Here is a 16759-nt window from a genome sequence, read left to right on the forward strand (position 1 = left end):
AAACCTTGATGTCTGGGCACTGGGGAAATGACGGTTCGGCGCGCGCGGGAGTCCGCCGCAGGCTGCGGGCGGCTCGGGAGCGCGACCGCAAGCTGACGATGAGGCACCGGTGGTACGCCGGTGGGATCGCGACGGTGCTGTCTGGCGCGCTCATCTTCACGGGCGTGACGCCCGCGGTCGCCGAGGTGGTGGCGCCACCCGTCGAGCAGTCGTCGACTGAGGCGAACCCGCCCGCCGACGAGACGCCGGTGGAGACGACGCCGCCTGCGGAGCGGATCGCGCCGGTCGAAGAGACCCCGGCCGAGCCCGCACCTGCGCCGGCCGAGCCCGCTCCTGCGCCGGCCGACCCTGCGCCCGCACCCGCGCCCGCGCCCGACACCGAGCAGCCGGCTCCCGCAGAGGGAACTGAGGCGGATGCCGCCACCGACGACCAGTCGGCGTCGCGGCTCGCGGCGCCCGACGCCGGGATCTCGCTGCTCGCGGCGGGACCCGACGGCGGCGTGCCGCCGTACATCTACTGGACCGCGGTCGACGGCGGCGGCAACCTCGTCGCCGGCACCACCTTCGAGGTGCAGGCGCGCAGCGGAGGATTCGGCGGAGGCTGGAGCAGCGGCAGCCTGACCGACGTGGCCGACTGCACCACCGCCCCGTGTACCGGCTACGACCTCGACCCGAACGCCGGCGAGTTCCTCGTGAAGCAGCTCGACGACCGGAGCATCGCGAACAACACGCGCTACCGCGTCGCCCAGGCCGCTGCTCCTGCGGGCTACCAGTTCGACGACGCCTGGCGCGACAGCAACAGCAGCGGCAGCTGGAGCGGCCAGACCTTCAACTTCGGCGAGTTCGAGAACGTCCTGCCCGCACCCGGCACGATCACGATCCAGAAGGGCGGCCTGCGCACGGGCGCCCAGACGGTCGCGGGCCTCCAGGGCGCGACGTTCGAGGTCTTCAAGGGCGGCAGCAGCACCACGCCCGACACGAACCCCGCGAACCTCATCGGCAGCTGTGTCACGGCCGCCAACGGGCAGTGCTCCGTCCCGGCGCCTCCGGGTGCGCAGTACTGGATCGTCGAGAAGTCGGCGCCCGCCGGCTGGAGCAGCATCGACCAGCTCTACGCCGACGACGCCAACACGCCGTACCGCTTCCGCACCGACACCGTCACCTCGGGCTCGAACACGACGTACCCGAAGGTCGGCACGGGCGGCGGCGCCACTACGTCGTCGGGCTACTGGGCGAACGTCCTGCAGAATCCGACGGCACTCCAGGCCTGCGGCATCCGCGTCGGTCTTCTCATCGACCTCTCGAACTCGATCGACAGCACCGAGCTCGGCCAGCTGAAGAGCGCGGCCAACGGCTTCGTCGACGCTCTGCAGGGCACGCCGTCGTCGCTCGCGCTGTGGACCTTCGCCACCAGCGCTCCGGCGAGCGGCGGCGCGAACGGCAAGCTCAACCTGACCTCCGTGTCGACGCCCGCCGGCGCGACCACGGTGAAGAACAAGATCAACGGGCTCACGCAGCCCGGCGGTGACGCCGGTGCGACCAACTGGGACCAGGGCCTCTGGCAGGTTGCGAACGACGCCGCCAACAAGGTGGACGTCCTGCTGATGCTCACGGACGGCACCCCGACGGTCTACGGCCCGAGCGCCGACGGCCCGGGCAACTACTCGCGCTTCCGCGAGGTCGAGACCTCGGTGTTCTCGGCCAACGCCGTCAAGAACCTCGGCACGCGCGTGGTTCCCGTCGGCATCGGTGTCGGCAGCGCCGAGGCGAACATCAAGGCCATCTCGGGTCCGGCGATCAACAGCGACTACTACCTCGTCGCCAACTACTCGGCGCTCGCCGGCTTCCTGCAGAACCTCGCCAAGGGCCAGTGCGACAGCACGATCAACGTCACCAAGATGGTGGTGCCCTCCGGCGGCACGATCGCCAACGCGACCCCGACGGCCAACTGGGGCTTCTCGGCCACGAGCGGCAACCCGGTCACGCCGGGCAGCGGGTCGACCAACGCCTCGGGCGCCATCAGCTTCAAGGTGTCGGGCCTGCCCTCGGGTCAGAGCGCCGGCGTCACCATCACCGAAGAGAACCGCGCGGGCTACACCCTGCTCAAGCAGGGCGGCAAGAACGCGGTCTGCAAGAACGATCTCGGCCAGAACGTGACGGTGACGGATGCCGGATCCCTCGGCTTCACCGCCAACGCCACCGGTGGGCGCATCGTGACCTGCACGGTGTACAACCAGGCACCCGACCCGCAGGTGAAGCTCAAGGTCGTCAAGAAGTGGGTGATCAACGGCACCCCGTACGACAACGACGACCCGGCGCGCCCGTTCGGATCGGCGGCTCTCTCGCTGACCGGCAACCCGGGCGCCGTCTTCGGCACCGAGTACACGTACAACGTGGGCTCGACCGTGGCGATCGGTGAGACCGTGACGGGCCTGCCCCCGTTCTGCACGAACAGCGCGAGCGGCACCGGCAACCACACCATGACGGCGTCGCCGAACCCGAACGTCGTCACGATCACGAACACCGTGACGTGCACCACCAAGCTGAAGCTGAGCAAGAAGGTCGAGGGCGGGAACGCCTTGCCGACGCTCTGGACGCTGAAGGGCACGGGTCCGGGCGGCGCGCTGACCGGTCCGACCGGCGGCGGCCCCGCGACGTCGCTCACCAATGTCACGCCCGGCGCGCGCTACGTGCTGAGCGAGGGCGCGGGTGACGCGCGGTACACCCAGGAGGTCGCGCCGAACGCGACCCCGGTGGCGGGATCGACCGGCTCGTGGCACTGCTACATCCTCAACGCCGACGGCACCCGTGGCAGCGAAGGCGCCGGCGGACTGAACGGCTGGGTCGAGGTGCAGCTCGGGCAGCACGTCGACTGCGAGGCCGTCAACCAGACGGCGAGCCTCGTCGTGCTCAAGCACGTGGTGAACGACGACGGAGGGTCGCAGAGCGCCTCCGCCTGGGACCTCACCGCGACCCCCGCGGCACTGAGCGGCCTGACGGCGACGACCGTCGACGGCTCCGAGACCGCGAGTGCGGCCAACACCGTCCAGGTGCGGCCGAACCACGTGTACACGATCTCCGAGACCGGGCCGACCGGATACGAGAAGGTCACCCTGCAGCAGCTCGTGGGCGGCACCTGGGTCGATGTCTCGGGATGGGACGTGAGCGTCCCGGCGGCCGGGACGGCGACCTACCGGATCGTCAACGACGACATCGCACCCCGGCTCACGCTCGTGAAGGAGGTGACGAACAACGACGGCGGCACCACGCCCAACACGGCCTGGACGCTGACCGCGACGACCGAGGACGGGCCGGGCCTGAGCGGCCCGACGGGCACCTCCGGTGCGGTGGCAGCCGGCGCTGTCTACACCCTGTCGGAGAGCTCGAACGCCGGCTACGACTGGGCGAGCCTTTCATGCACGAACGGGCATGACACGAGCAAGGGCGACCCGACGCTGACCCTGACGCCGGGCGAGAACGTCACCTGCACGTTCCGCAACGACGACCAGCCGGGCAAGCTGACCCTGCTCAAGTCGGTCGACACGAGCAACGGCGGAACCGCGGCGCCGAGCGACTGGAACCAGAAGCTCACCGCCAAGCGCGGCGCCGATGCGACGCTGTCGTTCAACCACAACGAGACGAAGACCGTGCCCGCCGGCGTCTACACGCTCGCGGAGGTCAACCAGCTCACCGGCTACGAGTGGACCAACCTGGTGTGCTCGACCGGGCAGACGTCGATGGACCTGAAGACCGTCACGGTTCCGAACGGCACGAGCGTCACCTGCACGTTCACGAACCGCGCCATCAAGCCGACACTGAACCTGGTGAAGCTCGTCGACAACAAGAACGGCACCGGTTCGGCGACGCCCGAGCTGTGGACGCTGACCGCCGCATCGGCCGGACAGCCGTCCGTCACCGGTCAGGGAGCGGCCTCCGGCGCGGTCATGCCCGGAAAGGAATATGTCCTCTCCGAGAGCGAGAACGTGTCGGGCTACACCGCCGGCGACTGGAGCTGCTACCTCACCGGAAGCAGCCCCAGGGTCGCCTTCCCTGTCGATGACGACGTCGTCGTCCCGGTGGTCGGCAAGAACGTGACCTGTGAGATCACGAACACCGCCGTGCCCGCCGAGGGCGGCATCGTCAAGAAGGTCAGCGCCGGCTCCCCGGAGCAGATCGCGACCGGCCCCGACGCGGGCAAGTGGCGGATCGTCTACGACATCACCGTCACGAACAAGTCGCGCACCTCGACGCTGTTCTACTCGCTGAGCGACGCTCTGCAGCTCGGCGCGGGCATCAGTGCCACATCCGCCGCATGGACCGGGCCGAACGGGACGGGCGACGTGTTCGCGGCCGCCGGCACCGCCACGCTCGCGACCGACGTGTCGCTCGCGCCGCAGACCGACGCCGCCCAGCCGCTGGCGACGCACGTCTACACCGTGACGGTGATCGCGGACGTCGCGGCCTCCGCCGCGGGTGCCGACACCTCGGTCTGCACGTCGACGCAGTCGAAGCGCGCCTTCCTCAACAGCGCCACGCTCACGGTCGACGGCACGCCGACGACGGTGCAGGACTGCGCGCAGCCGGTGTTCCCGACGATCGACAAGAAGGGGACCAACCCGGCGTCGCAGAACGCGGATGCCTCGTGGAACGTGGAGTACACGGTCACCGTGGGCAACCCCAGCGACACGACGGCCGTGCAGGCGACGCTGAGCGACGCCTTCCCGGCGGCGCCCGCCGGCTGGACGCTCGCCGCGAACGAGTGGACCGTGACCCCGGTCGGCGACGCCCCGGAGCCCGCGGCATCGCCGTACGCACCCGGTTCTGCGACCATCTGGCAGGGAACACTGCCGGCCGACACGAGCTACTCGTACACGGTGACCGGCACCCTGGTGCCGTCGACGTCGGCGACGCCGATCGGCGACTGCACGGCTCAGGGCGGTCTCCGTAACAAGGCCACGGTCACGTCGGGTCAGATCGTGAAGGACGACACCGGCTGCGTCAGCATCGTGCAGCCGCCCGTCGAGGTGTTCAAGGCCGACGGCGTCGTGACGCAGCTGGCCGACGGCACGTGGCAGATCGACTACGCGATCGAGGTGCAGAACACCAGCGCGACGACCGCGACGGTCTACACCCTGACCGACACGCCTGACCTCGGCGACGGCTTCACCGCCGCCGGACCGGGCACGTGGCGCGATCCCGCCGACCACGGGGTCGAGGTCGCTGCACCGGCCGCGAACACGCCGATCGGGCTCAAGGGCACCGCTGACGGAACGCACACCTACGTGTACCGCGTGCTGGCGACCTTCGACCCCGAAGCCGACGAGCCGCAGCTGGAGTGCGAGCCCGGGCAGGGCGGCGCCTTCCACAACGTCGCCGCGGTCGCGTTCCCGGGCGGGACCGACAGCGACGACGCCTGCGCCGAGCCCGGCGCGCCGAAGGTGACCAAGACGGCCGCCGCTCCGTCGCCCGGACCTGGGGGCTCGTGGCTGCTGTCGTACACCGTGGTGGTGGAGAACACCAGCGGCATGACGCTCGCCTACACGCTGGACGACGAGCCGTGGGCCGTCCCGACCGGCGTGAACCTGACCACGGCGTGGGCGGTCTCCGGCCCGGTCATCGACCCGGCCGACGGGGGTGCCGCAACGCTCACCCCGGGCTGGGACGGCGACACGCAGCCTCAGTTGGCGACCGGCACGATCGCGGACGACGCGACGCACACCTACACCGTCACGGCGGGCGTGACCCTCACGACGGGCGTCGACCCCGACGTGCTGGCGTGCGGCGAGAGCCCGGCCGAGAACAACGGCATCTGGAACACGACGGTCGTCACGAACGGCGTGTTCGAGGACTCGGCAGAGGACTGCATCGAGGTGCTGCCCGTGCCCGTCGAGGTCGCGAAGTCCAACGGCGTCGTGTCGCAGGGCGAGGGCGGCGTGTGGACGATCGCGTACACGGTGACGGTGTCGAACCCGAACCCGCTGCCGAGCGTCTACACCCTCACCGACACGCCGCAGTTCGACGGCAGCTTCCAGATCCTCACGCAGGGCTGGGTGGGCTCGCCCGACACCACGGACGTGCCGATCGGGGCGAACGCCACCGGCGAAGCGGCGCACACGTACACCTACCTGGTGACGGCCAAGTCCACGGTCGACCCGGTCCCGGCCTCGGGCCTGCGGTGCACCGACCAGGGCGGCGGCTTCTTCAACGTGGCGACGGTCTCGTTCCCGGGCGGCACCGACAGCGACAGCGGCTGCGGCATCCCCGTGAAGCCCGCCGTCAACAAGATCGCGCTGCCGTCGATCCAGAACCCGGTGACGGGCGAGTGGACGCTGCGCTACGCGGTGTCGGTCACGAACACGAGCGGCCTCCCGCTCTGGTACTCGGCGAAGGACACCCCGCAGCCGCTCCCGGCGGGAGCGACCGGCGGCGCGTGGCAGGTGCTCACCCCGACCCTGCAGGGCGGCGGCACGGCCGTGGTGAACCCGCTGTGGAACGGTGCGGGCGTGCCCGACCTCGCGACGGGCAACATCCCGCACGGGGCCACGCACACCTTCACGCTCACGCGGACCGTCATGCTGGCGGCATCCGTCCCCGACGCTCTGCTCGACTGCGAGAACGCCGACAGCGCACTCTGGAACCGCACCGCGGTCACTAACGGCATCGGTGGAAACGATGCCGCCGCGTGTGCGCTGGTCGAGCGCCCGGCCGTCGACATCGACAAGTCGGTGACCGGCACGAAGCAGCTGGCGGACGGCACGTGGGAGATCACGTACGACGTGGTCGTCACGAACACGTCGGACGAGCTGGCCGCCGTGTACAGCCTCGAGGACGCCCTGCAGTTCGGTGGCGACATCGACATCGCGGATGCCTCGTGGATCGGTCCGAACGGACCCGGAACCTTCGAGGGCCCGGCGTGGAGCGCCACGCTGGCCACCGACCAGGTGCTGGCGCCGCTCGGCGACGGCGCGGGCGAGGACACCTACACGGTGACCGTCCACGCGACCGTCGATGCCGACGCCTGGGACGGCGAGACGCTGGCGTGCCAGGAGGGCGAGACGCCCGGGGCCGGCGGTTTCCTCAACACGGCGACGGTCACGGTGAACGGCGAGCCGATCACCGACGACGCGTGCACCGAGCCTGAGCTGCCGACGTTCGAGAAGGTCGGCGTCTCGGCATCGCAGGACGAGGACGACGCCACGAAGTGGCTCGTGACCTACGAGCTGCGGGTCACCGGGAGCGGGTTCGACACGTTCTACTCGCTGTCGGACACGCCGGAGTTCGCGGACGGGATCAGCGTGATCTCGGGCGCCGCGCAGCGCACCGACATCGATCCGGCCGGACCGGTGATCCCGGTGACGGCGGGCGCGGACTTCGTGACCGACGTACCGCTCGGCGCCACCGATGAGCCGCATGTCTACACGGTCGCGTGGCTGGTCGACATCACCGACACGTTCGATCCCGATCTCGCGGCGTGCGACGGTGAGGGCACCGGCTTCTTCAACACGGCGCTGCTGTCGATCGGTGAGATCGAGATCCCGGGCGAGCACTGCCTCCCCGTCGAGGACCGGGTGTACCCGGTGCCGACGAAGACGGTGACGTCGACGACCCAGAACCCGGAGACGGGCGACTGGATCATCGTCTACCAGATCGACGTCGAGCTGGCGGCGGAGGGTCCGCTGAACCCGAACGGCCGGTCGGCGGAGTACGACCTCGTCGACCAGCTGGAGTTCGGCGGCGACATCAACATCGGCAGCGCGTCGTGGACGGGCGAGTCGGAGGGCGACTTCACGGGTCCGGACGACCCGGCGCAGCTCGCGACCGACAAGACCATCGACGCGGGGGAGACCCACACCTACGTGGTGCGTGTCGTGGCGAGCGTGACGGCCGACGCGATCGAGGGCGAGACCACCGAGTGCGTGCGGGGAGAGGTGCCGGCTGCCGGCGGGTTCCTCAACACCGCGCTGCTCAGCTCGGGGGGAGTCGAGACCCCGGTCGCGGACTGCTCCGAGCCGGTGTTCCCCGAGATCGAGAAGCACGGCGGGGCGACCACCGACAACGGCGACGGCACGTGGGACATCGAGTACTACGTCACCGTGAGCTACCCGGAGTCCGACGCCGACCCGCTTCCCGAGTCGGTCGCGTACGACCTGACCGACGCGCCGGCGCTTCCCGCCGGTGTCGAGCTGGACGGTGACTGGTCCGCCGAGGCGGCGGGCGAGGGAACCCCCGGGCCCACGACGCCGTCGTGGAACGGCTCGGGCACCTGGACGGTCGTCGACGGGGGCGAGCTCACGCCCGAGAACGGCGTGCACACCTACCGGGTGTTCGCGACGGTCGCGGTCACGGGGCCGCCGGCCGGCGAGCCCGAGGTGTGCGACGAGACCGAGGGCTCCGGCATCCTGATCCCGAATGTCGGGACGATCACGTCCGGTGACTACACGGCCGACGACGAGGGCTGCCAGGTCGTGCACTTCGACGACGTCGGGATCGAGAAGACCGCGGTCCTCGGCGAAGGTCAGGAGTCCGTCGAGCCGGGCGACACGTTCAGCTACGAGCTGACGGTCACCAACCACGGCACGCGCCCGACGACCGACGTGCGGGTCACGGACGACGACCTGAACGATCGCCTCGACATCCTCGGGCTCAGCGTGTCGCCCGCGGAGGTCGCCTGGCACACGGCGCCCGGGTGGACCGAGAACGGGGGAGACCAGTCCAACGACGTCGTCGACCTCACGCTCGACTCGCTCGGCGTCGGGGAGTCGGCGGTGATCACCATCGAGGTGGAGTTCCTGCCCTACGAGCAGGAGCCCGTCCTCTACGACCACGACGGCAACCCGGAGACGCCCGACATCGAGGGTCTCCCGCAGGTGGTCGGCGAGGACGGCCTTCCCGAGAACCCGGAGGCGATCGACCTGCTCGAGAACACCGCGTGCGTCGCGACCGAGCGCGACGGCGTCGAGGAGAACAACTGCGACTCGGCCGAAGTGCCCGTGCGCGACCTGGTCGCGCTCGTGTACACGCGATGCGTGAACGACGCACCGTTCCTCGGGTGGACCGTGACCAAGTCGCAGTCGCTGGTGAGCGAGCCGATCGACTTCCTCTGGAAGCCGAACAACGCCGACGTCACGCCGCAGACCTCGCCCGCGCAGGTCGCGATCACCCAGCCGGGTGGCTCGACGACCTGGAGCGACGAGATCGCGTGGCCCGGTGCGGTGTTCACGCCGCCGCCGTCGAGCGTCTCGATCGACTACCCCGGCTGGCGCGCGATCGAGGGTTCCGACATCGTCGCGGGCTCGAGCCCGACGCAGTACTACCTGCCCGGCACGGACGTCGTGATGACGCCGGCCCAGCAGGCGGACTACGTCTTCAACGGCCTGATCCTCGACCCGAGCGAGCTCGATTTCGCCTGGCGCGGTGTCACCGACATCACGTTCACGGTGAACCCGGAGCTGCAGTTCTCGACCGCGTACCCGCCGGCGACGCCCGAGTGCTTCGTGGCGCGTCACACCGAGGTGCAGATCGACAAGGCGGCCAGCGTGCAGCGCACCGAGCCCGGCAAGTCGTTCAGCTACACGCTCGACGTGGCCAACGTGAGCAGCGACTCGGCGGCCGAGGGCGTGGTGGTGACCGACACGATCCCTGCCGACATCCGGATCACCGCGGTGAACTGGCCGGGTAAGGGCGATGCCGACGCGTTCCCGAACTGGCAGTCGTGCGAGGTCACGGGGCAGAACGGCGAGGGCTACGGCGGCACGTTGAGGTGCGTGCTGTTCGGACCCCTGCAGCCGATCGGCTCCGACAACGGCGGCGCGTCCACGGCTCCGCGGATCACCCTGTCGGCGACGGTGAACCCGTCCTCGACGGCGAACACGGTCACCAACGTCGCGGTGGTCGACTACCACACGTTCGGCAATCCTGAGGATCCGGGCCGTGACTCCGACGACGCCACCGTGCTGCTGTCGGCGCTGCCTGCGACGGGCAGCGGGCCGGTCCTGCCGCTGCTGATGCTCGGCTTCCTGGCGCTGCTGGCGGGCGTGACGGCTCTGGTCGTGACCCGTCGCCGCCGCGGTGAGGCTCGGCCGACGCTCTGACGAAACGGGGGCGGGTGCTTCGGCATCCGCCCCTTTTTCGTGCCCCGACGGGGTTCTTTCGAGTCCGGCACTTGACGGCGATGGTCGCCGGCCCTACCTTTACCCGTGGGAACACGTGTCGGCTCGTGTTTGGGGAGATAGCCGAACTTCGGGAAATTTGGGATTCCCGGGTTCTGGGGAACATCGATTCCGAGTCGTCGCGTGCTGGGAGGGGCTCCGACTTGGGGCACCCTGCGTCGTGATGACAAGGGTGAAGAGATGTTTCGTCGTACTTTCGTGCGCGCCTCGAACATTGAGGGTCTGCGCCGTCGCATGCGTCAGGAGCGGACTCAGGAGCGCAGACTCGCACTCCAGAGGCGCTGGTATGTGGGAGGGCTCGCGGCGGTCGTCGCCAGCTCGCTCGTGTTCTCGGGGATGTCCCCGGCGGTGGCCGAGGAGGTGACCGACCCCACCACGACGACGGAGCAGGCGACCACGCAGGCGACGGATGCCGCGACCCCGCCTGCTGCGGAAGAGCCCGCGGCCCCGCCCGCCGCGGTCGAGCCGGCGCCGGTCGAGCCGGCCCCTGCGGCCCCGGAGGCGACGACGCCAGAAGCGACGACGCCGGACGAGGTCGAGGCGGCCCCGTTCGCTGCGCTCGCCGCGCCGAACGCGGAGGAGGACGTCGTAGCGCTGGCGTGTACGCCGCTGTTCTACGGCTTCGAGATCGACGGCGACCGGCCCGCCAACTGCGGTGGCAACGACTGGGACTCGGTTCCCGACGCATCGACGAACGGCCACGGTCCGTACAAGACCGACAACGACATCAGCGACCCGGCGACCTGGTACGCGGCGGGCAACCCCGCGCAGCACTCCACCATCTTGAACGGACAGGCGTGGTCCACCCTCGTCAACGGCGACCCCATTCTGTTCGCCGCGTGGGACCGTGAGAGTGGCACCGGTTCGTCGGGCTTCATCATCGAGATCACCAAGGCGCCGACGCGCACGGGGGGCATCGGCAACGTGCCTCAGCCCGACCGTTCGCAGGGTGGCACCGTCTTCTACCTCGACCAGAGCGGCAACAACGGCACCATCCTCCGCGGTGCATGCACCTACACGAGCCTGGCCAACTACCCCGGCACCTGTGTCACGAGCAACTTCCCGGCGGGAAGCTTCGCCGGCGTGACCAGCGAGGACGGGACGTTCGTCGAGGTCGGCCTCAACCTCGCGCTGCTGGCGAACGTCAAGCCGGGCTGCCCGCCGACGCTCGGATCGGCCGTCTACATCCGCTCGTTCACGGGCAACAACAACGAGCTCGGCGGCAACATCCAGGCGTGGGCGGGTCCGCTGACCATCACGCCGCCCTCCACCTGCGGCAGCCTCGCGATCACCAAGAAGAACGAGGCCGGCGCCGGACTCCAGGGAGCAACCTTCCGGATCTCGCCGAGCCCGACCACTAACGACCCCTACCTCGACGTGACCACCGGCGTCGGTGGCACGATCACCCTCTCCGGCACGGTCAAGCCGGGTGCTTACACGGTGACCGAGATCGACGCTCCCCCCGGCTACCTGCTTCCGACTCCCGCAAGCCAGCCGGTCAACGTCGTCACGGGCCAGACGGCCAGCCTCGTCTTCATCGACCCGCTCGGTGCAGTCTCGTGGGAGAAGCGCAGCGCGGCGGCGGGCAACCCGCTCCTGGGTGGCGCGACTTTCCGGATCACCGCAACCGGCGGCGACGCCGCGAACGCACCGTGGGACCTCGATTCGAATCCCATCACGGTGACGGACAACGCCGGGCGTGACACCAACCCGGCCGCCGGTCAGCTCACGGTGACGGGGCTGCCTACCGGTACGTACTCGGTCGTCGAGACCGCGGCGCCGTCCGGCTACGTGCTCGACGCGACCCCCCGCACCTTCGAGATCAAGGACGGGGCTGCCAGTGCCACCATCGAGAACGACTTCATCAACATCCCGTACGCGACGGTCACCCTCACGAAGAACTGGGTGAACGCGTTCGACGGTGACAAGGCCGACATCTCGATCGGCGGCGACGGGCAGGCCGCGGCCACCTCCACCGCTCCCGTGAACGGTCCGGTGATCCAGGTGCAGGTCGCCCCAGGCTCCGAGCTGGATCTCCTCGAGGTGCTGAACGGGCAGAACCGCGGGTCCTACACGTCGTCGCTGTCGTGCGGCGCGCTGCCGATCAGCGACAACCAGGGCACCAGCGGATCGATCACGGTGCCGCAGTGGCCGGCCTCGGCGACGCCGGTGGCCTGCACGTTCACCAACACGGCCAAGACCACCACCGTCACCCTGCAGAAGAAGTGGGTCGACGCCTTCCAGGGCGACTCGGCCAAGCTCTCGCTGACGGGTGACGCGGACGGCGCGACGAGCGTCGCCACCGGTGCGGCGGGTTCGCAGCTCGACGACACGAACGTCGCCACGGCGACCGTGCGGGTCGGCGAGACGGTGAACTTCGGCGAGCAGCTGACGACGCCCAGCGGCGCGTCGTACGGCACGACGTTCTCGTGCACGCCGACGCAGACGCTCACGGGCGGCGACAAGGCGTACACGCTGGAGCGGATGCCGGATGCCAACGTGGTCTGCACGTTCACGAACGCGGCCCAGAAGGCGACCGTCACCCTGAAGAAGCAGTGGGTGAACGCCTTCGAGGACGACATCGCGCACCTGTCGATCACGGGCGCCGGGACCGCTTCGGCGGCCGCGGAGGCTCCCGAGGGCAACGGCACGTCGCCGCAGACCGCGCAGGTGAGCGTCCGTATCGGCGACAAGGTGAGCCTCTCCGAGGAGCTCGACGGCGACAACCAGGGCGACTACACCTCGACCTGGTCGTGCACCAACGGCCAGAGCGGCAACGGTGAGAACATCGGGCAGCTCACGGTCACCGGGAGCGTCGAGTGCACCATCGTCAACACGGCGAAGACCATCGAGGTGAAGGTCCACAAGACGTGGGTCGACGCGTTCGGCGGTGACACCGCGCAGATCTCGCTGAACGGCGAGACCAAGCCCTCGACCGCGGGTACCCTCGGCCAGCTCATCGTCAACGAGACCGACTCCGACGTGGTCGTCCAGACGGTCCGCGTGGGCGACGACGTGAACATCGCGGAGTCGCTGACGGGCAACCGCGGCACGTACTCCTCGAGCTACGTGTGCACCGGCTACGCGACGCAGGGATCGACCACCACGATCCCCGGGTTCGAGGCGCCGGGCGTGAACGTGGAGTGCACCTTCACGAACACCTCCGTCAAGGTCGGTGTCCTGCTGCAGAAGCGCTGGGTCGGAGGCCTGCTGAACGACGAGTCGCTGCTCTCGGTCAGCCCCGAGTTCGGACCGCTCCTCACCAAGCTGTCGAAGATCACCGGCGGCGTCACCACCTTCACCGACGAGACCAACGTCATCGAGCTGCAGGCGCGCATCGGCGCGGTGCTGCCGATGGCGGAGTCGGTGACCGGCAACGGTGAGTATGACTCGTCCTACAGCTGCCTCGGCGGCGGTCAGACGTCGGGTCAGGGCGCCGGGCGCGCGTTCGCACTCACGGTGACCGCGGCGACGAGCCCCGACGGCAAGATCCGCTGCCTCTTCGTCAACACGGCGCGCACCGCCACGGTGCACCTCGTGAAGACGTGGGTCAACGGGCAGACGGGAGACTCTGCCGACCTGTCGATCTCGGGCCTCGTCGCCACGACCGGCACCTCGGTGTCGAACGGCGCCGTCGGCTCGTTCACCGACACCGAGAACGCGATCTCGAAGCAGGCGCTCATCGGCAGCCAGGTCACCGTGGGCGAGCTGATCAAGGTGGTCAAGGGCGCGGCATCCGACTACACCAGCACCCTGGTGTGCACGACGGGCGACGAGACCGAGATCTTCGCGGCCGACGGGCGTCAGGGCGCCTTCCCGATGCCGAACGAGAGCGTCTGGTGCGAGTTCACCAACACGGCCGAGCAGCCCACTCTGGCGCTCGCCAAGGTCGTGACGGGTGCTCCCGGTGTCTCCGACACCAACTGGGTGCTCACCGCGGCGCCGGAGCTCGGCCCGGTGCTGACCAACCTGAACGGCGGTGACGTTCCGCGCGTCGCGGTGCCTGCCGGCATGCCGTTCCACCTCTCCGAGGCGCTGAAGGCGGCGTTCCCCGGATCGAACGAGTTCGCCGCCGGTCAGTGGGCGTGCTTCAACGAGGCGGAGACGCCAATCGCCGTGACGAACAGTGTCGCGGGGGCGGCCGATCTCGCTGGTCTGAACAAGGGAGAGGACGTCACCTGTGTGATCGTCAACTCCCACCTCGACCAGGGCTTCGACTTCGACAAGTCGGCCGTGAGCTCGGTGCAGCGTCCCGACGGGACGTGGGACGTGACCTACAAGATCACGGTGCACAACAACTCCGTGCTCGTGCCGGTCATGTACGACCTCTCCGACACGCTCGACGAGCCGGCTGACGGCGTCACCTACCTCGACGCCGCGTGGACGGGCCCGACCTCGGGGTCGTTCGACCTCGAGACGAGCCTGACCGCCGACCTCGCCACCGGTGAGGAGCTCGCGCCGTATGACGCCGTGGCGCAGAACGACGCGATCTACACCGTCGTCGTCCACGTCGCGGTCGACGCGGTGCCCGCCGAGTCGGAGGCCTGCCCCGACGAGGAGGACGGCATCGGCATCGTCAACTCGGCGACCATCACGGTCGGCGAGGAGTCCGACACCGATGACGCGTGCGGCACGGTGCACTTCGACGACGTCGACATCGAGAAGACGGCGTCCGACCTGCCCGAGGGCGGTTCGGTCGAGCCGGGCGACACGTTCGACTACGTGCTCACCGTGACCAACAACGGCACGCGCACGGCAGAGGACGTCGTCGTCACCGACGAGGTGCCCGAGCGTCTCGAGGTCGTCGATGTCACGCTGCCGGACGGCTGGACGAACGACAACGGCACCGACCTCGTGGACGGTGACAACGTGCTGAGCGTCAGCGTTCCGACGCTGGCCGTCGGAGCCTCGGCCGAGATCGTGCTGACGGTGCAGCTCACCGCCACGCCGGTCGCGCCGGTCGAGCCGGGCGACAGCGCCGAGCAGCCGCCCGCTCCGCTCGAGGAGCTGACCAACACGGCATGTGTGGCAGCCGAGCGCGACCAGGTGGAGGAGAACAACTGCGACACTGTCGACATCCCGGTGCGGGAGATCACGGCGATCGTCTACACCAGGTGCGTGGGCGACGCCCCGCTCCTCGGGTGGACGATCACCAAGTCTCAGGCGCTCCTCGGTGAGGAGATCAACTTCCTGTGGACTCCCGACAGCGGGACCGCCACGACCGACCCTGCGGAGGTGGCGATCACCCAGCCGGGCGGCACGGCGACCTGGAACGACGAGATCGACTGGCCGGGAGCGGCGTTCACCCCCTCGGGCGTGAGCATCGACTACCCGGGCTGGCGGCCCATCGTCGCGAGCGACATCGTCCCCGGTTCGAGCCCGACGCAGTATTACTACCCGGGCACGACCGAGATCATCTCGGCCGAGGACCAGCCGGACTACGTGTTCAACGGTCTGATCCTGGATGACAGCGAGCTCGACTACGCGTGGCGCCTCGGCTCCACCGTGACCTTCCAGGTCAACCCCGAGCTGGTGTTCGCGGTGGAGTACCCGGCGGCGACGCCCGAGTGCTTCGTCGCCCGCCACTCCGACGTCCAGATCGAGAAGACGGCCAGCGTCGACAAGACGCAGCCCGGCGCCTCGTTCACCTACAGCCTGGCTGTGGCGAACGTGAGCGACGACAGCGCAGCCGAGAACGTGGTCGTCACCGACACGATCCCGGCCGACATCAAGATCACGGACGTGACCTGGACCGGCAAGGGCGACGCGAACGTGTTCCCGAACTGGCAGTCCTGCGAGGTGACGGGTCAGAACGCGTCGGGTTACGGCGGAGCGCTCGAGTGCGTGCTCTTCGGACCCCTGCAGCCGCAGGGTGCGAACGAGGGTGCCTCTGCTGCTCCGACGATCACGCTCTCGGCGACGGTGAACCCGGCGTCGAAGGCGAGCTCGATCACCAACGTGGCGGTCGTCGATTACCACACCTTCGGTAACCCGGACGACCCGGGCCGCGACTCCGACGACGCCACCGTGCTGCTGTCGGCGCTGCCCGTCACGGGTGGGTCCATCCCGCCGGTGCTCGTGATCCTCGGCCTGCTGGCGCTCCTCGCCGGCACGACGATGATCGTGGTGACGCGGCGCCGCCGCGGAGAAGCCCGAGGCACCGTCTGATCGTGGGGGAGAGCGGAACGGCCCCAAGATCCGCTCTCCTCCACCGCCAACCGGATCGCCCTGCGATCCTGGGGCCACGAGCCCCCTCGCCGTCGCCGGCGAGGGGGCTCGGTCGTGCGCGCGGTTCGGCTCGCGGGACGAGAGGGAAGACGGATGCCGCAGCCGCCGGCATCCGTCTCCTGTGAGGCCGCCGTGGGTCGGCGGGGGCGATTCGCGCCCGCGGGGTGATGCACGATAGCCTGCTCAGACGACGGAAATCGTCGGCCGTGGTCCTTGGGAGGACCGTCGGCACCGGGAAGCGTTCGGCCCGAACCGCGTGCGACCCGTCACCGCCTCACGGTGGTGAGAAAGGGTGCGCCTCGGCGCGCCACGGCAGGAACAGCACCTCGTGTGCTGCTGGGAAGACGGCGTGCTCCGGTGCG

Annotated in this window: 2 protein-coding genes; both read left to right on the top strand. The window is 69.6% G+C overall.

Annotated elements, in window-relative coordinates:
• The first annotated feature begins 134 nt into the window (after positions 1-134).
• Positions 135-10091: a VWA domain-containing protein gene (locus R8Z57_RS13925; protein ID WP_318354384.1), complete on the top strand. Its 9957-nt coding sequence runs from the start codon at positions 135-137 to the stop codon at positions 10089-10091.
• 258 nt (positions 10092-10349) lie between these two features.
• Positions 10350-16337 carry a SpaA isopeptide-forming pilin-related protein gene (locus R8Z57_RS13930; RefSeq protein WP_318354385.1) on the top strand — a complete coding sequence of 1996 codons (5988 nt, stop codon included), beginning with the start codon at positions 10350-10352 and terminating at the stop codon, positions 16335-16337.
• The last annotated feature ends 422 nt before the right edge of the window (positions 16338-16759 follow it).

It is taken from the genome of Microbacterium sp. M3 (assembly GCF_033548675.1).
Taxonomy (GTDB): Bacteria; Actinomycetota; Actinomycetes; order Actinomycetales; family Microbacteriaceae; genus Microbacterium; species Microbacterium arthrosphaerae.